At 62.5% G+C, this 18698-nt stretch carries 18 protein-coding genes; 9 read left to right on the forward strand and 9 right to left on the reverse strand.

Features of this window, described 5'->3' with window-relative positions; translation table 11 throughout:
- Positions 1-34: 34 nt before the first annotated feature.
- Together CO666_RS26120 and CO666_RS26125 are read right to left on the reverse strand one after the other, a co-directional pair.
- Positions 35-877, reverse strand: a complete 843-nt coding sequence (locus tag CO666_RS26120; protein WP_097614938.1) for a phosphoenolpyruvate hydrolase family protein — start codon at positions 875-877, stop codon at positions 35-37.
- Entirely contained in the window at positions 870-2066 is a 1197-nt protein-coding gene (locus CO666_RS26125; protein WP_097614939.1) for a Tm-1-like ATP-binding domain-containing protein, read from the reverse strand. The genes CO666_RS26120 and CO666_RS26125 overlap by 8 nt, the downstream gene beginning before the upstream one ends.
- A gap of 129 nt (positions 2067-2195) precedes the next feature.
- Here CO666_RS26125 and CO666_RS26130 point away from each other — a divergent pair, with 129 nt between their 5' ends.
- From CO666_RS26130 to yghU, 7 genes are all read left to right on the forward strand, one after another.
- On the forward strand, positions 2196-2861 hold the full coding sequence (locus CO666_RS26130; protein ID WP_097614940.1) for a GntR family transcriptional regulator: 666 nt from the start codon (positions 2196-2198) through the stop codon (positions 2859-2861).
- Between the two features lie 90 nt (positions 2862-2951).
- A complete protein-coding gene (locus tag CO666_RS26135; RefSeq protein WP_097614941.1) occupies positions 2952-4205 on the forward strand; it encodes an ABC transporter substrate-binding protein in 1254 nt (417 codons plus the stop codon).
- Positions 4206-4237: 32 nt separating this feature from the next.
- Positions 4238-5200: a carbohydrate ABC transporter permease gene (locus CO666_RS26140; protein WP_245436869.1), complete on the forward strand. Its 963-nt coding sequence runs from the start codon at positions 4238-4240 to the stop codon at positions 5198-5200.
- Entirely contained in the window at positions 5197-6024 is an 828-nt protein-coding gene (locus tag CO666_RS26145) for a carbohydrate ABC transporter permease (RefSeq protein WP_097614962.1), read from the forward strand. The genes CO666_RS26140 and CO666_RS26145 overlap by 4 nt, the downstream gene beginning before the upstream one ends.
- Positions 6025-6026: 2 nt before the next feature.
- On the forward strand, positions 6027-7118 hold the full coding sequence (locus CO666_RS26150) for a Gfo/Idh/MocA family protein (RefSeq protein ID WP_097614943.1): 1092 nt from the start codon (positions 6027-6029) through the stop codon (positions 7116-7118).
- A 15-nt stretch (positions 7119-7133) separates the two neighbouring features.
- Positions 7134-7514: a cupin domain-containing protein gene (locus CO666_RS26155; RefSeq protein WP_097614944.1), complete on the forward strand. Its 381-nt coding sequence runs from the start codon at positions 7134-7136 to the stop codon at positions 7512-7514.
- A 173-nt stretch (positions 7515-7687) separates the two neighbouring features.
- Positions 7688-8563 (forward strand): glutathione-dependent disulfide-bond oxidoreductase, encoded by an 876-nt coding sequence (yghU, locus tag CO666_RS26160; protein ID WP_097614945.1) that lies wholly within the window; start codon positions 7688-7690, stop codon positions 8561-8563.
- A gap of 83 nt (positions 8564-8646) precedes the next feature.
- Here yghU and CO666_RS26165 read toward each other — a convergent pair whose 3' ends face one another.
- From CO666_RS26165 to CO666_RS26185, 5 genes are read right to left on the reverse strand one after another with little or no spacing between them, the layout of a single operon-like run.
- Entirely contained in the window at positions 8647-10161 is a 1515-nt protein-coding gene (locus tag CO666_RS26165) for an ABC transporter substrate-binding protein (RefSeq protein WP_097614946.1), read from the reverse strand.
- Positions 10162-10180: 19 nt separating this feature from the next.
- Positions 10181-11890 (reverse strand): dipeptide ABC transporter ATP-binding protein, encoded by a 1710-nt coding sequence (locus tag CO666_RS26170; RefSeq protein ID WP_097614947.1) that lies wholly within the window; start codon positions 11888-11890, stop codon positions 10181-10183.
- The gene (locus CO666_RS26175) at positions 11887-12738 is read right to left on the reverse strand and encodes an ABC transporter permease (protein WP_097614948.1); all 852 of its coding nucleotides are present in this window, start codon (positions 12736-12738) and stop codon (positions 11887-11889) included. The genes CO666_RS26170 and CO666_RS26175 overlap by 4 nt, the downstream gene beginning before the upstream one ends.
- Positions 12735-13673, reverse strand: coding sequence for an ABC transporter permease (locus CO666_RS26180; protein ID WP_097614949.1), 939 nt, complete (start codon positions 13671-13673; stop codon positions 12735-12737). The genes CO666_RS26175 and CO666_RS26180 overlap by 4 nt, the downstream gene beginning before the upstream one ends.
- A gap of 51 nt (positions 13674-13724) precedes the next feature.
- Positions 13725-14615 (reverse strand): proline iminopeptidase-family hydrolase, encoded by an 891-nt coding sequence (locus CO666_RS26185; RefSeq protein WP_097614950.1) that lies wholly within the window; start codon positions 14613-14615, stop codon positions 13725-13727.
- A 127-nt stretch (positions 14616-14742) separates the two neighbouring features.
- Here CO666_RS26185 and CO666_RS26190 point away from each other — a divergent pair, with 127 nt between their 5' ends.
- Positions 14743-15540: a helix-turn-helix transcriptional regulator gene (locus tag CO666_RS26190; protein ID WP_097614951.1), complete on the forward strand. Its 798-nt coding sequence runs from the start codon at positions 14743-14745 to the stop codon at positions 15538-15540.
- 63 nt (positions 15541-15603) lie between these two features.
- The gene (locus CO666_RS26195) at positions 15604-16506 is read left to right on the forward strand and encodes a proline iminopeptidase-family hydrolase (protein ID WP_097614963.1); all 903 of its coding nucleotides are present in this window, start codon (positions 15604-15606) and stop codon (positions 16504-16506) included.
- Between the two features lie 18 nt (positions 16507-16524).
- On the opposite strand, the gene CO666_RS26200 is transcribed toward CO666_RS26195, so the two are convergent.
- Positions 16525-17436, reverse strand: a complete 912-nt coding sequence (locus CO666_RS26200; RefSeq protein ID WP_097614952.1) for an acetamidase/formamidase family protein — start codon at positions 17434-17436, stop codon at positions 16525-16527.
- A 261-nt stretch (positions 17437-17697) separates the two neighbouring features.
- Positions 17698-18315, reverse strand: coding sequence for an outer membrane protein (locus CO666_RS26205; RefSeq protein ID WP_097614953.1), 618 nt, complete (start codon positions 18313-18315; stop codon positions 17698-17700).
- Between the last annotated feature and the right edge of the window lie 383 nt (positions 18316-18698).

Raw genomic sequence — 18698 nt, forward strand, 5'->3', positions numbered from 1 at the left:
CCGGCGGCTGGCGCACGGCCGGTCCAAGCGGCACCTATATCTTCGCGAAGTCCTCGACCTGCGCCCTGATCGCCACCTCGGTCGGCAACCGCTCCATCGAACTTGCGCCGTAGAAGCCGTTGCAGCCCTTGCAGTGGGCGAGCACATAGGCGGCATCCGCGGGCATGGCGATCGGCCCGCCATGGCAGAGCACGATGACGTCGTCGCGCACCGACCTCGCAGCATCCGACCATGCATTGATCTTCTCGACGCAGCCGTCGAGCGTCAGCGCCGTTTCGGCGCCGATCGCGCCGCCCGTGGTCAGGCCGAGGTGGCAGACGACGATATCGGCGCCGGCCTTGGTCATCGCAACCGCGTCCTCGGCGCTGAAAACATAGGGTGTGGTGAGCATATCCTTGGCATTGGCGCGGGCGATGATATCGATTTCCAGATCGAAACCCATGCCGGTTTCTTCGAGATTGGCCCGGAAGGTGCCGTCGATCAGCCCGACGGTCGGGAAGTTCTGGATACCGGCAAACCCCATCGCCTTCAATTCGTCGAGGAAGTGATCGGGCAGCATGAACGGATCGGTGCCGTTGACGCCGGCAAGCACCGGCGTGTGACGCACGACCGGCAGCACCTCGCGGCCCATCTCCTTGACGATCTCGTTGGCATTGCCATAGGCGAGCAGGCCGGCCAGCGAGCCGCGCCCGGCCATGCGGTAGCGGCCGGAATTATAGATAACGATCAGGTCGATGCCGCCTGCCTCCTCGCTCTTGGCGGAAAGGCCGGTGCCGGCGCCGCCGCCGATGATCGGCCGGCCTGCGGCGATCTTGCGGCGAAGCTTGTTCAGAATGTCGTTTCTGTCGATGCGGGTCAAAGCTCTCTCCTCAGGCATGAATCTCATGGAAGCTGGCAACGAGTGCCGCGGCAAATTCCGGACTGTTGATATGGGCGTCTATCTCGATGAGACGTCTGTTCGGCGCATCGCGCCAGCCGACGCGGATGGCGGAAAACAGCGCGTCGTCGGCTTGAGGGTCATGGAATGGCTGACCGGCAGCGTCGATCGCCGACACGCCCTGAAGCGGCAGCAGGAAACGGACCGGACCCTGCATCCGGTTGAGCCGTTCGACGATGAAGGCGCCGATCCGGCGATTTTCCTCCGGCGTGGTGCGCATCAGGGTCACCTGCGCATTGTGGACGTGAAGCCTGCGGTGGCGGAACGGCGCCGGCACCGTGTCCCGCGCGCCGAAATTCACCATGTCGACGGCGCCGACCGAGCCGACATAGGGCAGGCCAGTGCGGATGATGGCGCCGAAGCGATCCTCGGTCGCGGGAAAGACACCGCCGACAAGGAGATCGGGAACCTCCGTCGTCGTCACATCGATCACGCCCTGCAGCAGACCGGAATCGGCAAGCTTCTCCATCGACTGGCCGCCGACGCCGGTCGCATGGAAGACGTAGATTTCATGCGTCTTGCCGAGCATCTCCCGAACCTGCGTGACGCAAGGCGTGGTGACGCCGAACATGCTCATGCCGATCCCCGGCCGATCATCCGTGGAAGCGGGAACGGGGTTGCGGGCCATGCCGGCCGCGGCATTGGCCGCATTGCCGATCACCCTGCGCGAGATCGCATTCAGGCCGGCGATGTCGACGACCGAATACATCATGGTCAGATCGTTCGGGCCGACATAGGGCGCCACATTGCCTGAGGCCACCGTCGAGACCATCAGTTTCGGCAGGCCGATCGGAAGCGCCCGCATCGCCTCGGTGACCAGCGCGGTATTGCCTGTTCCGCCGAGGCCGAGCACGGAGCCGATGTCATCACGCGATTTCAGGAACGCCGTCAGCGCCTTGGCCATGGCCGAGACCGCCGTCCCCCGGTCCGTCTGTCCGAGCACGGCCGCGGCACCATCCGGATGAAACACGGCGACGTCGCGCGCCGGGATATCGGCACCGGCACCCTCGCCAAGCGTGCCGACATCGACCAGCACGGCCTCGGTTCCAGCCGCAAGAACCACCTCCCTGGCATAGTTCAGCTCAACGCCCTTGGTGTCGCAAGTGCCGACGATATAGACCTTTCCCATTGGTTTTCCTCCCCTTTTTATCCAGCTTCCGCTGGTTTCAACAAAATTCCTCGTTTTGTATTTTCCATATTGTATATTCTTTCGCATATTGCATACTTAAATTACGAAAGCCAGACGGAAATGGAGACCATGAACGCACCGCGCCACCTCACCCTTCGCGAGCGGATCTACGAGGAAATCGTTCGCCTGATCGTCTCCGGCGAACTGCCGAGCGGCGTCTCGATCGACGAAAAAGAACTGACAGAACGCCTGCAGGTCAGCCGCACGCCGTTCCGCGAGGCGATCGGCACGCTAGCCAAGGAAGGGCTGATCGAGATCAAGCCCTATCGCGGCTTCTTCGTGCGCAGCTTCACGCCGAAGGAGATCGACGACCTCTACGAGCTTCGCAAGACGCTCGAATGCTTCGCCGTCGAACTCGCCGTCCCGCAGATGAGCGACCGGCATATCGCCGGCTTCGAACGTATTCTGGATGAGGCAGTGGCGGCGCTGCGCCGTGGCGACATGGCGACCTACGGCATTCGCGACAAGGAGTTTCACGAAACCATCGCCGAGCTTTCGGGAAGCGCACCGCTGATCGAAACCCTGGCGCGGCTCGCGCTGCAGATCCAGATCTGCCGTTCGATCGCCAATGAGAGCCGCGACCTGGCCGAAAGGGCGGCCGAAGAACGCGATCAGATCCTGCAGGCTTTCCGGGCGCGTGACATAACCCGCGCCAAGGCGCTGATGCACGCGCATATCAGCGACGTCCAGCAGGCCGTTATGGCACGGTTTCAGAAGGAAAATCCGGCGCGCTAGCCGGATGGAATGCCAGGGGAATGAAGGAGAGGGAGGTCTCCTTTTCGACAAACGAAAACGTGGCCGTGGAGCGGCCCGGAGGAGGGAACAATGCTGAAATTTCTTGCCCGTGGTACGGCGCTGGCGGCGATGATCGCCGCAAGTTCGCTGGCGCATGCTGAGACCCTGAAAATGTGGGGTCCCGAACAGATCACCGAACCGCTGGTCGCGCAGCTGTGGAACGGCATCAAGGCCGATTTCGAAAAGGCCAATCCCGGTGTAACAGTCGAATTCATGCCGCCGACCGGGACGATCAGCAACGGCGCGGTGCAGGCGGCGATCCAGTCGGATGCCGGTCCCGACGTGATCCTCACCAACTCCGGCATCGGCCGCATCAGCGTCGTCAGAAATGCCAAGCAGGTGATGCCGCTGACCGAGCAATATGAAAAGCGCGGCTGGAAGGACGAGATCTATCCCTGGCTCTACACCGAGCTGAAGGGCCAGTTCGGCGGTGAGATCTATGAGGTTCCCGATGGCCTTGATGCGCTTGGCATCTGGTATCACAAGGACCTTTTCGCGCAGGCGGGCTGGAAGATCCCGGCGACCTGGAGCGAATTCGAAACGCTGATGAAATCGATCGAGGCAGCCGGCCTGCAGCCGATCGCCATCGGTCCGCGCACGACCGGCAGCGCCGGCCATCTTTTCGGCAACCTGCTGCAATCGGCAAGCGGCAAGGAGGTGATCGGCAAGGCACTGCGCCGCGAAATCGCCTGGGACGATCCGTCGGTCGCCGCCGGCGCCATCCGGCTGCAGAAGCTGGTCGAGGCAGGCGACATCAAGAAGGAGATGGCCGGCCTCGATCTCGACGCCGCCTCGCGCCTCTGGTTCAACAAGCGCGCGGCGATGTTCGTTGCCGGCCCGTGGTTCACCGCCAATGCCCGCAAGGCCGGCTACGACCTCGCCAACGCCGGCTACGCGCCCATGCCGTCCGACATCAAGGGTGCTGATATCCCGACCGGCGGCGTCGGCTGGAGCTGGCTCGTGCCGGTCAATTCCAAGCAGCCGGAACTGGCGATGAAGTGGATCGACTTCATGCTGTCGGATGCGGTGATGAAAAAACGCGCGCAGGATCCGGCAAGCACGATGATCTATCCGCGCGAAATCCCCGGCGTCGAACCGCCGACCCCTGTGCTGAAGGATATCTTCGCGGCAGCCGCCGGCGGCGTCGGCTACAATCCGAGCGTCTATCTGCCAGGCCCCGTGCTCGACACCTATTTCCAGGTCATCCAGGGCCTGATCTCCGGCCAGATCGGCGGCGAGGACGGCATGAAGCAGCTCCAGGCGAAGATGGCAGAGGCGAAATAGTGGCCGTCCCAGAAACGCCGGGAAGCAAGGTCATGGCTCCTCTCAGCACTGCACCTGCCGTGGCGGGACATACGGGCGGCAACCCCGCCCGTATGTCCAAACGCCGGATAGCAGGCTCCGCTTCGCCCGATGGCGATGCCCGCACCGCATTCTGGCTGATGGCGCCGGCGCTTGCGCTCTATGCCGTCTTCACGCTGCTGCCGATCGCCGCCACCTTCTGGCTGAGCTTCAACAGTTCCGCCGGCTTCAACACCTCCGCGAGCTTCGTCGGCATCGGCAACTACACCAAGGCGGCGCAGGATCCGATCGTCTGGAAGAGCCTAGCCCATACCTTCCTCTGGCTGGCCTACCATGTGGTGATGGCGGGCGGGCTCGGCCTTCTCTTGGCGCTTGCCGTCAGCAGGCTCAAGGTCACCCAGGTGTTCTTCCGCACCGCTTTCTTCCTGCCGCATCTCGTGTCGCTGGCCGTCGTCGGCGTCATCTGGGCCAATATCTACGATCCGTTCTTCGGCCTGCTGAACACGGCGCTGACGCGGATCGGGCTCGGCGCCTTCACGCAGGGTTGGCTTTCCGATCCCGCTTTGGTGCTGTTTTCCGTCAATGTCGCAAGCTCGTGGCAGGGCTTCGGCCTCTACATGCTGCTCTTCATCGCCGGCCTGCAGAATATCGACCACTCGCTTTACGACGCGGCCGAGGTGGACGGCGCCAATGCCTTCCAGAAGCTGATCTACGTGACGCTGCCGGGACTGCGCGAAGTGACGACCTTCGTCGTCTCGCTGGCGATGATCAACGGCCTGAAGGGTTTCGCTACCGTGTTCGTCATGACCAATGGCGGGCCGTTCTACCAGAGCGAGCTGATCACGACCTATATCTATCGGCTTGCCTTCCAGTCCCAGGATCACGGGCTTGCGGCGGTGCTCTGCATCCTGCTCAGCCTGCTGGCGATCGCCATCACCATCGTCTTCAACCGATGGCGCGCGAGGCTTTCCCGATGAGTGTGCGCAATCGCGAATGGCCGGTGGCACTGGCGCTGACGCCGGTCTTGATCCTGATCCTCGCCCCTTTCGTCTGGCTCTTGATTTCGAGCTTCAAGACCGAGGCCGAGATCGGCCGGGCGGATCCCTTTACCTGGCCCGCCGATCTGATGTGGCGGAATTATCTTGACGCCTGGCAGATCGGCGGCTTCGGCGACCTCGTCGGCAACAGCCTCATCAATCTCGTCGGCGTCGTCGCCCTGTCGCTCATCACCTGTGCGCCGGCCGGCTATGCGCTTGCCAAGATCCGCTTTCCCGGCCGGGAGTGGCTGTTCTATGCCTTCATTCTCGGCCTCACCGTGCCGGTCCAGGCGATCGTCATCCCGCTTTACCAAGTGCTCTTCAAGATGAATCTCGTCAACACGCTGACGGGTATCGTGCTGGTGCAAGTCAGCAACGGCATTCCCTTCGGCATCTTCCTGATGCGCAGCTTCTTCATCGGCGTGCCGGACGATCTGATCGAAGCCGCCAAGATCGACGGCGCCTCGCATTTCCAGATCCTCACCAAGGTCTTTCTGCCGATCTCAACGCCGGCGGTCCAAGCGCTCGTCATCATCAGCGCGCTCTCCACCTGGAACGACTTCTTCCTGCCGCTGATCGTGCTGATCAGCCCGGAGGTGCAGACGCTGCCGCTCGGGCTCGTGCGTTTCGCCAGCACCTATGCGTCCGATTACCGCTTGGTCTTCTCAGGCACCGTCATTTCGTTCCTGCCGATCATTCTTCTCTACATCCTGATGCAGCGCCGCTTCACCGAGGGGCTGACGCAGGGAGCAATCAAGGGCTGACCATGTCGCATCATGTCCAGCGGGACATCCGCTACAATTTCGAATTCGACCACCGCATCAAGGCCTGCTTCATCGGCGCCGGCGGCCATGCCTACCGCAATGTCTACCCGGCGCTGCGCTATGTGCCGGTCGAACTTGCCGGCATCTGCGATCTCGATCTCGGCCGCGCCGAGAAATTCGCCAAGCTTTTCGGCGGCGGCAAAGCCTATACCGACCATCGCGAGATGCTGGAACGGGAAAAGCCGGAGCTGGTCTTTCTCGTCACCGCCTATCATCCCGACGGCCGGGTGCAGGCGACCGACCTGGCGCTCGATGCGCTGGCAGCAGGTGCGCACGTCTGGATGGAAAAGCCGACGGCGGCGAGTATCGACGATATCGAAAGGCTGCAGGTGGCAAGGGCCGCAGCCGGCCGCATGGTGATGACCGGTCTCAAGAAGACCTTTTTCCCGACAATCGAGAAGCTCAAAGACCTGATCGGCTCGCCCGGCTTCGGCAGGCTGACCTCGATCAATGTCCGCTATCCCCAGAGCCTGCCGAGACCGGAAGACCGCGCCGATCTCGTCAAGATGCAGAGCTTCCTCGACCACATCTACCATCCGGGCGCGATCCTCAATTTCCTCGGCGGCGAGATCGAACGGGCCGGATATGAATGGGAAGCGTTGACGGGCGCGACCGTCACCAGCATGCGCTTCCGCTCCGGCGCGATCGGCACGCTGCACCTTGCCGCCGGCCAGTCCGGCGGCAGCATCTTCGAGCGGGTCGAGATCATCGGCGAAGGCGCCAACGCCATCGTCGAAAACGGCAGCCGGCTGACCTACTTCCGCAAGGCCGACCTGCCGTCCTATGGCCGCGCCGCGAGCTTCATCCAGCCGGACGAGAGTGCGGCGCTCTTCTATGAGCCGGAGCATTCGCTCGGCCAGCTCTATAACAACAACCTCTTCTATCTCGGCTATGTGCCCGAAATCCTGCATCTGACGGATGCGATCCTTGCCGGCGCCCCAATCACCAGGGGCACGCTCGAAATCGCCCGCGAGATCATGAAGCTCTTCGAATTCTACAGACGCACGGATGCCGGCGTCACCAGCAATCTCTGACAGGGAGGGACAGCCTTGACCGATACCGATGTCATTTTCCGGAAAGCCGGCGGCGAATTCATGCCGACCTCCTGGGGCGAGCTCAACTGGAAGATCACCGGCGACGGCACATCAGGCGCCGAGATGACCTTCGGCACCTGCCGCATCAATCCCGGCGAGCGCAACCAGCTGCATTCTCATCCCGATTGCGAAGAGATCCTTTACGTCGTCTCCGGCCATTGCGAGCACAAGCTCGGCGACGCGCTTTACCGGCTTGAAGCCGGCGATGCGATCCGCATTCCCCGTAATATCAGGCACTGGGCACGCGCGCTCGGTACTGAACCGCTCTTTGCCCTGATCATCTTCTCCTCCGGCACCCGGACGGCGGTCAATCATGAAGGCGAAGGCGCGGCCTGACACGACGGTCACTGGTGGGATGGTCGTTTTCTTCAGCTTTGCCAAGACTCTGACGATTGCGTGAAACCGCGCCGACACCTGTGACAAAAGCTCATCGCCTCTGCTATGTCAGGAAAAATGCGGCAACCCCACCTGCGCCGCACTCTGTCTGACCAATCCCAGGAGTTTGAAAGATGAGCGGTTCTCCCGAATATACACCCCCGAAGGTCTGGACCTGGAACAAGGCGAATGGCGGCCAGTTCGCCAGCATCAACCGCCCGATCGCCGGGCCGACGCATGACAAGGAGCTTCCGATCGGCCGTCATCCGCTGCAGCTCTATTCGCTCGGCACGCCGAACGGCCAGAAGGTCACGATCATGCTGGAGGAACTGCTGGCGCTCGGCCATAGCGGTGCCGAATACGACGCCTGGCTGATCAGGATCGGCGATGGCGACCAGTTCGGCAGCGGCTTCGTCGCCGTCAATCCCAACTCGAAAATCCCGGCGCTGATGGACCGCAGCGGTCCGAAGCCGATCCGTGTCTTCGAATCCGGCGCCATCCTGACCTATCTCGCCGAAAAGTTCGGCGCCTTCCTGCCGACCGAGCCGGCCGCCCGCGCCGAATGCCTGTCCTGGCTGTTCTGGCAGATGGGAAGCGCGCCCTATCTCGGCGGCGGCTTCGGCCATTTCTACGCCTATGCGCCAACGAAGATCGAATATGCGATCGACCGCTTCGCCATGGAGGTGAAGCGTCAGCTCGACGTACTCGATCGTCGCCTTGCCGAAAGCGAGTATCTGGCAGGCAGCGACTATACGATCGCCGATATTGCCGTCTGGCCCTGGTATGGCGGGTTGGTGAAGGGCTGGACATACGGTGCGGCCGAGTTCCTGCAGGTCGAGGACTATAAGAACGTTCGGCGCTGGGCCGACGCCATTCACAACAGGCCGGCCGTGCAACGCGGCCGGATGGTCAACCGCCTCTCCGGCGAACCGTCGAGCCAGCTGCACGAGCGCCATGACGCCAGCGACTTCGACACCCGGACGCAGGACAAGCTGGCGGCCGCCGAGTAGGCAAGCGGCCTCAGCCACTTGCCGCAGCCATCAATAGGCTCCGCCGCCGTGAAGGCGGCGGCGCCTTTGCATACTGCCCGAACTCAGTTCTTGACCGTGTCTTCGAGGAAGAAACGGCCGAGCGGGTTCTGGTAGAAATTCTCGATATTCTTGCGTGAGACGTTGATATAGGGGCTGTAATAGAGGTCGATCCAGTTGACGTCGTCCTTGGCCATCTTCTGCAGATCGACATACATCTGTTCGCGCTTCTTCGGGTCGAGCTCGAGACGCGCCTTGGCCACCAGTTCCTTCACCGCCTCGTTCTTGTAATTGGTCGAGTAGTTGTTGTTGGAATCGTGGCCGAGCACGAAGGTGGTCTTCTGGTCCGGATCGAGAATGTCGTTGGTCCAGTAGTTGACCGAGACGTCGTAGTCGCCGGCAACGATCATGTCCCATTCCTGGCTCGGATCGACCTTCTGCAGATTGGCGGTGATGCCGGCCTTCTGCAACTGCTGCTGGACCAGTACGGCCGTCTGTTCGTCGACTTCGTCGCCGGCGCGCACCAGGTAATTCAGCGTCAGGTCGGAGGCGCCGGCCGCCGCCAGCAACTCCTTTGCCTTCGCCGGATCATAAGGCCGCTGCAGATTGTCGGCGTAATAATAGAGCGCGCCCTTCGGAATGTAGGAATTGGCGACCGTACCCTGGCCGAAGGTGACGGTATCGACGATCGCCTTCTTGTCGATCGCCAGATCCAGCGCCTGGCGGACTTCCTTCTTGCCGAGTGCACCATGCGCATGGTTGATCAGCAGATGATCCTCGCGGGTCGAGGCGTCGATATCGACATTGAGGTTCGCATCCTTCTTCAGCTCCTCGACGCGGGAGAAGGGCACGAAGAGCGCCGCATCCAGTTCGCCCGCCTGGACGTTCAGCATGCGGGTATTGTCGTCGGGCACCGAGATCCACTCGACCCCATCGAGCTTGACGCGGTCGGCCTGCCAGAAGTTCGGGTTCTTCTTGAGGATGACGCGGTCGCCGCGCCGCCATTCGTCGATCACGAAGGCGCCGGATGCGATCGGCTTCTCGCCATAGGCATCGGCGCCCAGCGTCTCCATGCCCTTCTTGGAGATAACAGAGGCATTGGGCAGCGCCAGCGTCGAGAGGAACGGCGCCGACTGGTTTTTGAGCTTGATCGTCAGCGTGCGCGCGTCGGTCGCCACCGCCGTGTCGATCACCTTGTAGGAATCGCTCCAGAGCGAGGCGGGGTCGTCACGGATACGCAGCAGGCTGTAGGCGGCATCCTCAGCCGTCAGCGGCGAACCATCGGAGAATTTCGCATCGCGAATCTTGAAGGTGTAGGTCAGACCGTCATCCGATGTGGTCCAGCTTTCGGCAAGGCCCGGCTCCAGTTTCGTGCCGGTCTTGTCGACGCGGATCAGCACGTCGTAGACGTTGGAGAACACCCAGTTGTCGATGTTCTGCGCTGTCTTGATCGGATCGAATGTCGTCGAATCCTCGCGGCGGCCGATGGTGAGCACGCCAGCCGCCTCGGCATAGCTTGCGCTGAGCGTCAGGCCGGCGAGCAGGGCTGCGAGCCCGATTGATTTCCACCTGTTTGTCATGAATTCGTTCCCTTCGTTGTTATGGCATGCGTTTGATGGGCTGGATCGGCATTGATTGCAGTTCGTCCTTGCGCTCGGCACCTTGCAGCAGCGGCTTGTCAGGATCGATGTCGGGAATGGCTGCGATCAGCGCCGCCGTATAAGGATGCCTCGGCCGCGCGAAAACCTCTTCGGAGCGGCCTTCTTCGACGATCTCGCCGCGATACATCACGACGACGCGTTCGCAGAGATTGCGGACGATCGCCAGATCATGAGCGATGAACAGCAGCGTTAGGTTCATCTTCGCCGTGAGCTCGCGAAAAAGTTCGATGATCTGCGCCTGAATGGTGACGTCGAGGGCGGCTACGCATTCGTCGGCGATAACAAGCTTCGGATCGACGGCGAGCGCGCGGGCGATGCCGGCGCGCTGGCACTGGCCGCCGCTCATGCTGCGCGGCTTGCGGCAGGAAAATTCGCGTTCGAGCCCGACGAGATCGAGCAGCGTGTCGATCCGCGCCGGGATATCTGATTTGGCGACCTTGCCCTGCACCTTCAGCACCTCGGCCAGCATCTGCCCGATCGTCAGCCGCGGATTGAGCGCATTGTAGGGGTCCTGGAACACCATCGCCGTCTCGCGCCTGAGCTTTGCCAGGCCCGCACTCTTCTGCAGCGTCAGATCGACGCCGTCGAAGGTGACGTGGCCTTGGGAAAGCGGCGTGAGGCCGAGCACGGCGCGGGCAAGCGTGCTCTTGCCGCTGCCGGATTCGCCGACGATGCCGACCGTCTCGCCCGGCATGATCTGCAGGCTGACGCCGGCAACGGCGCTGACCGTCTTGGCGCCACCCTTGAGCAGGCTGCCGCCGGCCCTGAAACGCACATGCAGATCGTCGATTTCGAGCAACGGCTTCGCCGGCCGGCCGGCTTCGGCAATGTCGACCAGCGGCGGCGCTGTCTCGCCCGGCAGGGAAGGGTGGCTGTCGATCAGGTTGATCGTATAGGGATGCTGCGGCCGCGCCAGGATCGTCCGCTTCGGCCCCTCTTCGATCAGCTTGCCGCCGCGCAGCACGGCGATGCGGTCGCAGGTCTGGGCGACGATGCCGAGATCATGGGTGATCAGAATGATCGACAGGCCGCGCCGGTCGCGAATGTCGATCAACAGCCGCAGGATCTGTGCCTGGATGGTCACGTCGAGCGCCGTGGTCGGCTCGTCGGCGATCAGGATTTTCGGATTGCAGGACAGCGCCACGCCGATTATCGCCCGTTGCCGCATACCGCCGGAAAATTCGTGCGGATAGCTGTCGTACTGGCGGGCGGGATCGGGAAAGCCGACCTGGGCGAGAATATCCGTCGCCGCGGCGCGGGCCTCGCGGGCGCCGAGGCCCTGATGATAGCGGATGCCCTCGGCGATCTGGTCGCCGATCCGCATCACCGGATCGAGATGGCTGGTCGGGTTCTGGAAGATCATGCCGATCTCGCCGCCGCGTACCTTCAGCATCTCGCCATCGTCGACCCGCATGAGATCGCGCCCTTCGAGCAGCACGCTCCCGCTTTCGATCTTCAGCAGCGAGGAGGGCAGCAGGCGCACCAGCGAACGGCAGAACAGGCTCTTGCCGGAGCCGCTTTCGCCGACGAGGCCGAGGATCTCGCCCTTGCCGAGATCGAGCGAGACGGCATCGAGAAGCGTGCGCGGGCCGGAATCGACATGCGCCCTGACAGTGAGATCGCGGACGGAGAGTACGGAGCCGCTCATTCATGCACCCCCAGCAGCTCGCCCAGCGCATCGCCCAGCATGCTGAAGCCGAAGGCCAGGCAGACGATGGAGAGGCCGGGAAACAGCGTGATCCACCAGGCGGTGGTGATGAAGCTCTGCCCTTCGGCGACCATGACGCCCCATTCGGCGATCGGCGGCTGGACGCCGAGGCCAAGATAGCTGACGGCGGCACCGCTGAGCAGCACCAGCGTCGCATCCGACATCGAAAAGACGATCGAACCGGCGATTGCGTTCGGCAGCAGGTGGCGGAACATGATGCGCCGGCGGCTGAAGCCGAGGCTGACGGCGGCAACGGCATAGTCGCTACCCTTCAGCACCAGCATCTGCGCCCGGATCAGCCTGGCATAGGAGACCCAGCCGACCAGCGCCATGGCGATATAGAAGCTGCCGAGGCCCGGGCCGAGGATTGCGATGATCGACAGCATCAGCACCAGGAAGGGGAAGGCGAGAATGATATCGACGAGGCGCATGAACAGCGCATCGACGATGCCGCCGAAGAAGCCGGCGATCGTGCCCACGGTGGTGCCGATCAGGAAGGGGAAGATGACGCCGATCAGCGCCATCTGCAGGTCGAGGCGCGCCCCCCAGATGACGCGGGAGAGAATATCGCGGCCGAAATTGTCGGTGCCGAAGGGATGCAGCAGCGAAGGCGCCTGCAGCCGCACCTCGGCATTCTGCAGGATCGGGTCGTATGGCGCGATCACGGGCGCGCCAAGCGCCAGCAGGACGAAGAACAGCAGCAGGCCGGCACCGACGGCAAGCATCGGCCGCCGGCCGAAGAACCGGCGCCAACCGAGGGATGTGGGAACAGTCGCCTCGATGCTCATAGCCTCACCCTCGGATCGACGGCGACGGTGACGATGTCGGCGATGAAGTTGATGAGCACGGTGGCGCAGGCAAAGACCATGGCGACACCCTGTACGACCATGTAATCGCGCGAGAAGATCGCCCGGACGAGCAGCTGCCCCATGCCGGGCAGCGCAAAGACGGTCTCGACCACCACCGTGCCGCCGATCAGCCAGCCGATGTTGACGGCAAGCAGGTTGATCGTCGGCACCAGCGAATTCGGCAGCACGTGCCGCCAGAAGACGATGCCTTCGGGCATGCCGCGGGCGCGCGCCGCGGTCGCGACGTCCGATTTCAGCTGCTCGATCATCGCCGCCCGCAGGCTGCGCGTCAGCACGGTCGAGAGCGACAGCGCCACCGTCAGGCTCGGCAGCACGAGATGCGACAGCTTTTCGCCGATCGTCTCGCCGTAGCCCGAAACCGGCAGCATACCGAGTTCGACGCTGAAGAGGATGATCAGCATCAGCCCCAGCCAGAAGGGCGGAAAGCCGATGCCGAAGGTCGAGACGATGCGCACCGCGTGGTCCGGCGCCCGGCCGGCATTGCGGGCGGCGATCGCCGCCATCGGCACCGCGATCAGCACCGACAGCACGACGCTCGCGGCAACGAGCGCGAGCGTCGGCTCGATGCGTGTCGCGATCAGCTTCAGCACGTCGATCTTGTAAAGGATCGACTTGCCCATCTCGCCATTGGCGAGGTTCTTCAGGAAATAGACATATTGCAGCCACATCGGCTGATCGAGGCCGTATTGGGCGCGGATGCTGGCGAGCGCCGCCGGCGTGGCGCGCGTGCCGAGGATGTTGCGCGCGGGATCACCGGGGATCAGCCGGACCAGAATGAAGGTGATGACGCTGATGCCGAAAATCACGGGCAAGAACTGCAGCGGTCGCGTCAGAACGAATTTATAGCGATGCATGACGGCGGCCGCCCCTCTGTCTTCGTCCGATTTGAGCCGCTTTTGCTTGCATCAGGCTGCCCTGTGCCGGTCGAGAAAATCGACGAGTGCCGGATAATAGTCCTGCGGGTTCTCATAGAAGGGCATGTGGCTGGCATTGGCAAATAGCTTCAGCTCGGCATTCGGCAACGCAAGCTTCATCCTCAGCGCACAGGCCGGTGTCAGCTCGTCATGCTCTCCCACGGTGATGAGCACCGGCAGCGTCAGCCGCGGCAGATCGGGGATACGGTTCCAGTCCTTGAGGTTGCCGATATAGAGAAACTCGTTCGGCCCCTGCATCGTCGCGTAGGGCGCCATGTTCCAGTCGTCGAGCGAGCGGCGCACCGGCGCCGGCCATTCCGGCAGACGACAGACATGGCGGTAGTTGAGGATGGTGACGGCGGCGAGATATTCCGGGTGATTGTAGGTGCCCTGCGCCTCGTGCTTCTGCATCATCGAGACGGTTTCCGGACCAAGCGCCGCGCGCAGCCGTTCCAGTTCCGAAATCAGATGCGGCATGTCGGCGACGGTATCCTCGAGGATCAGCGTCTTCAGGTTTTCGGGATAGGTCAGCGCATATTCGATCGCCAGCCACCCGCCCCAGGAGTGGCCGAGCATGTGGACCCTGCCGAGCCCCAGCGCCTTGCGCACCGTCTCGGTCTCCTCGACATAGCGGCCGATCGTCCAGAGCGAGAGATCGTCCGGCCGGTCGGAGGCACCGGTGCCGAGCTGGTCGAAGGCGACGACGCGGTAGCCCTTGTCGACGAGACAGGAATGCGCCTCGCGCAGGTAATCGCAAGGAAGGCCCGGCCCGCCGTTCAGGCAGAAAACCGTCTCGCTGCCGGCGCCGAAGCTGTAGGCGACGACGCGATAGCCATCGACATCGATCTCGAATCGCGCGTCCGGCTGCATTTCACGCCACATTGATCACTCCGGCAGAAGGTTTCACTTGCTCAATATTTGGGCGTGGTTAATTTTTAGCGTAAATCGCGTTCCGTGCCAGCTATAAGAAGTGATAGGGTGGGACGCCACGCCGAAACCGGAGCCGCCCATGCTTGACGACATCGGAACGATCAGACGCCAGTTCACGGCGCATGAAACGCTGGACGGCCGGATCGACCAGGCCTTCGAGGCGATGAAGCAGATCGGCTTCGAGGCGCTGATCTACGATTATACGCCGGTACCCTACGACCTCGACGGCGCGATCATGATCCCGTCGCTGCTGAAGCTCAGGAATATCTCCGACGATATGCACGACTATTGGTTCGACCGCGGCTATTTCCGTATCGATCCGGTGCAGCAGGTGGCGCTGCGCAGCACGGCGCCGTTCTTCTGGAACTACGACGCCGATGCCGACACGCTGATCAAGCGCTTCATGAGCGACGACACGGCGCCGGTGGCGCGCTACCTCAACGAACGCGACATGTCGACCGGCGTCACCGTGCCGGTCCATATGCCGCGCGGCGACTATGCGACCGTCACCGGCATCCGCTTCGGCCGGAACGACGATTTCGAGCGGCATGCGCTGCGTTATATCGCCGACTTCAACCTGCTCGCCCATGTCTTCCACGAAACCGCTTATTCGCTTTTCGACACGACGGCGAAGAGTGTCGGCACGGTCCGCCTGACCGAACGCGAACGCGAGTGCCTGCGCCATTCCGCCGAAGGTTATTCGGCCAAGGAAATCTCCCGCATCATCGGCCGTTCGGTGCCGACCGTGGTGATGCATCTGAACGCCGCTTCAAAGAAACTCGGCGCCCGCAACCGCACCCAGGCCGTCGTGCGCGCCACGCATTACCGCCTGCTCGAAGACCGGCCGAGCCATGCCTGGCCACCCTATAACTTGTGATAGCTGCCTTCGCCGCTGCCGCCGCGTTATTGGTTTTCGACATGCCGAGAGATGGAGACGCCGGTGGCCGAAATCGTGACCAACGAAGCCTATTTGCCCTTTCGCGACTATCGCACCTGGTATCGCATCACCGGTTCGCTGGACAGCGACAGGCTGCCGCTCGTCGTCGCCCATGGCGGGCCGGGCTGCACGCATGACTATGTCGATTCCTTCAAGGATATCGCCGCCCTCGACGGCCGCCCTGTCATCCATTACGACCAGCTCGGCAACGGCAATTCCACCCGACTTCCGGAAAAGGGCCCGGATTTCTGGACGGTCGGCCTGTTTCTCGAAGAGCTGGACGCGCTGCTTGCCCATCTCGGCATCCAGCAACGCTATGCCTTCCTCGGCCAGTCATGGGGCGGCATGCTCGGCGCCGAACATGCGGTGCGCCGGCCGCCGGGCCTGAAGGCGCTTGTCATCGCCAACTCGCCGGCCAACATGCACACCTGGGTTTCGGAGGCGAACCGGCTGCGGCAGGAACTGCCGAAGGAGGTGCAGGGCACGCTGCTGAAGCACGAGCTGGCGGGAAGCCTGACCGACCCGGACTATATCGCCGCCTCACGCGTCTTTTATGACCGCCATGTCTGCCGGGTGGCGCCATGGCCGGCTGAAGTGGCGCGGACCTTCGCGATCATGGACGAGGACAACACCGTGTACCGCAACATGAACGGCCCGACCGAATTTCACGTCATCGGCACGATGAAGGACTGGACGATCGAGAACAGGCTCGACCGCATCGAAGCCCCGACGCTGCTGATCTCGGGAAAATACGACGAGGCGACCCCGCTGGTGGTCAGGCCCTACCTCGAACGGGTTCCCGGCTGCGAATGGGTGCTGTTCGAAAATTCCAGCCACATGCCGCATGTCGAGGAAAAGCAGCTTTGCCTGGCGACCGTTTCCACGTTCCTGTCACGGCACGATTGAGAAGGCGCAGACGATGACCTATCGGCGAACCAGCCATTTCTTGGCGACGCGGCAAGCCATCGTATAGGCCGGGTCAAAGACGTTGCCGACGTCGTAACGCACGACCTGACCGAGCAGATGGCTGGCCGCCGTCCTGTCCAGGCCGTAATCCGACGCCAGCCAGGTCAGCATTTCGCTGGTGGCATGCTGGAGCGCCTGATCGAGGGGTCTTGCATTGCCGATGGTGAAGATGTCTTCGGCGGTTTCCCCGCGCGGCCAGACCAGCCCGGCCTGCTTTTCCACCGTCAGCCGCACCGTGACCTCGAACGTCGTCTCGACGCCCGTTCCGACGATCTCGCCATCCCCCTGCACGGCATGGCAGTCGCCGAGAAAGAACAGGGCGCCGGGAGCCGAGACCGGAAAGCGAACCGTGGTGCCGGGACCGAACAGCCGATAATCCATGTTGCCGCCATATTCACCACTGGTCGCAGTCGAGATCGCCTGGCCGAGGCTCGGCGCCACGCCGAAACAGCCGATCATCGGGGCAAGCGGCAGAACGAAATCTTCAAGGCCGGCAACCGGCTCGGACAGCCGGACGGTCAAGGCTTCACGGTCGATCGCCCAGATGGCGATATCACGCGGCGGCAGGTCGCGGACAGCTTCGGGATCGACGACACTGGCGGCGACGACGCTGCGGGTGAACCCCGTATCCCTGGTCGGGATCATGCTGATGATCTCGACCTTCAGCGCATCTCCCGGTTCGGCCCCTTCCACGAAAATCGGGCCGTTCATCGGGTTGCCGCGGGGTGCTCGCTTGACGCCGTCCTTGTCATGGCCGGCAGCATCGAGCGTCTCGGTGACGACGGTATCGCCGTCGGCGATGCGCAAGGCCGGCGGAAGAGAGCCGATGACATTGTGAAAGCTCGTGGGAATGAAGCGGTGAGTGGTCATGAGATGCGGCTCTCGCTCGTTTCGAATGTCATGAGCCTGCGGCTGAACTGCCCGGCGGAGAGAGTTCGAAACTAGAGCAGAGATGAGATTGCCTGCAATGCCAATATCCGCAGATCGCCCGAAATTCCGTTCGGCCACAGCGGCTGCCGATGGGCAGACTGTCAAATCAACTCATCTTGGCGCAACAGGCTTCGGGCGCAATTCCTGTCCTCAGGAGATGATCACGCCTCGATCGACGTCGAGGCGTGATCGGATCGACGGTCAGAATTTGAAGCTGGTGCCGACCGTTACCTTTTGCTGATTGACTTCGAAATCGCCGAGCGCCGCGCCTAAATCCTTGCGTCCGAAGTCGTCATAGCGATATTCGGCGCGCATGATGATATTGTCGGTTAAGGCATGCTCCACACCGCCACCGGCCGTCCAGCCGATCAGGATGTCGTCCTTCTTGCCAACTCCCGGCACGTCGACTTCTCCACCGGCCGCGGCCAGACCGCCGGTTCCGTAGATCAGCGTGCGGTCCAAGGCATATCCCACGCGGCCGCGCGCCGAGCCGTCCCATTTCAGGGCAACGTCGTTCCCATCCTTCCAGTTGTAGTTGAAGTCGTTCTCGATGCCGAAGACGAAAGGGCCATGCTGGAAATTATATCCGCCGTAAATGCCCGTGGCCCCGCCATCAAGATCCCGCTCGGAACCGTTGAGGTAGGTCGCATGGGTGGCGGCATATCCGCCCTGAAGTCCGAGATAAAATCCCGACCAGTCGAAGGCCGACTGGGTCTGTCCCTGTTGAACGTAAGCGGGATCTTGAACCACCACATCGGCGGCAAAGGCCGGCACCGCCGAGAAAGCCATGGCGGCCAGCGCAATTGTCTTTGTGTACATTAAAGTGCCTCGTCATTTCGATGATCGGAGAAGGCTTCAGCAAATCGGCAGTCAGCCGGGACCGATGCATTATGCTGCGGCTCGGCGTTGCTGTTTGCGTTTTAATGTTGAGATATGTTGCGGCCTTGGACGGCCTCGATACACCAGTGAAAGGTCGCGCGGGTCGGCTTCACGGCGGGTCGGCGGAAATAATATCGACCGATGGCGGTCGCATGATTATACGCCGTCGCCGAGCTTGCTCCCATGCTGCGTCCTTCGTCATTCGACGAGGGGATGACAGTCGAACTTTCCCGAGAGGATATTTCAGCTTTGCAGCCACGCCGAGAGACAGTCCAAGTCGTTATAATTTCATATGTTTTTTTGTTCCATAACATGCATTATGC

It is taken from the genome of Rhizobium chutanense (assembly GCF_002531935.1).
GTDB lineage: Bacteria > Pseudomonadota > Alphaproteobacteria > Rhizobiales > Rhizobiaceae > Rhizobium > Rhizobium chutanense.

Coding starts and splice junctions, on each gene's coding strand:
- CO666_RS26120 (WP_097614938.1), bottom strand. CDS start 877: ATGCCTGAGGAGAGAGCTTTGACCCGCATCGACAGAAACGACATTCTG.
- CO666_RS26125 (WP_097614939.1), bottom strand. CDS start 2,066: ATGGGAAAGGTCTATATCGTCGGCACTTGCGACACCAAGGGCGTTGAG.
- CO666_RS26130 (WP_097614940.1), top strand. CDS start 2,196: ATGAACGCACCGCGCCACCTCACCCTTCGCGAGCGGATCTACGAGGAA.
- CO666_RS26135 (WP_097614941.1), top strand. CDS start 2,952: ATGCTGAAATTTCTTGCCCGTGGTACGGCGCTGGCGGCGATGATCGCC.
- CO666_RS26140 (WP_245436869.1), top strand. CDS start 4,238: ATGGCTCCTCTCAGCACTGCACCTGCCGTGGCGGGACATACGGGCGGC.
- CO666_RS26145 (WP_097614962.1), top strand. CDS start 5,197: ATGAGTGTGCGCAATCGCGAATGGCCGGTGGCACTGGCGCTGACGCCG.
- CO666_RS26150 (WP_097614943.1), top strand. CDS start 6,027: ATGTCGCATCATGTCCAGCGGGACATCCGCTACAATTTCGAATTCGAC.
- yghU (WP_097614945.1), top strand. CDS start 7,688: ATGAGCGGTTCTCCCGAATATACACCCCCGAAGGTCTGGACCTGGAAC.
- CO666_RS26165 (WP_097614946.1), bottom strand. CDS start 10,161: ATGACAAACAGGTGGAAATCAATCGGGCTCGCAGCCCTGCTCGCCGGC.
- CO666_RS26170 (WP_097614947.1), bottom strand. CDS start 11,890: ATGAGCGGCTCCGTACTCTCCGTCCGCGATCTCACTGTCAGGGCGCAT.
- CO666_RS26175 (WP_097614948.1), bottom strand. CDS start 12,738: ATGAGCATCGAGGCGACTGTTCCCACATCCCTCGGTTGGCGCCGGTTC.
- CO666_RS26180 (WP_097614949.1), bottom strand. CDS start 13,673: ATGCATCGCTATAAATTCGTTCTGACGCGACCGCTGCAGTTCTTGCCC.
- CO666_RS26185 (WP_097614950.1), bottom strand. CDS start 14,615: ATGTGGCGTGAAATGCAGCCGGACGCGCGATTCGAGATCGATGTCGAT.
- CO666_RS26190 (WP_097614951.1), top strand. CDS start 14,743: ATGCTTGACGACATCGGAACGATCAGACGCCAGTTCACGGCGCATGAA.
- CO666_RS26200 (WP_097614952.1), bottom strand. CDS start 17,436: ATGACCACTCACCGCTTCATTCCCACGAGCTTTCACAATGTCATCGGC.
- CO666_RS26205 (WP_097614953.1), bottom strand. CDS start 18,315: ATGTACACAAAGACAATTGCGCTGGCCGCCATGGCTTTCTCGGCGGTG.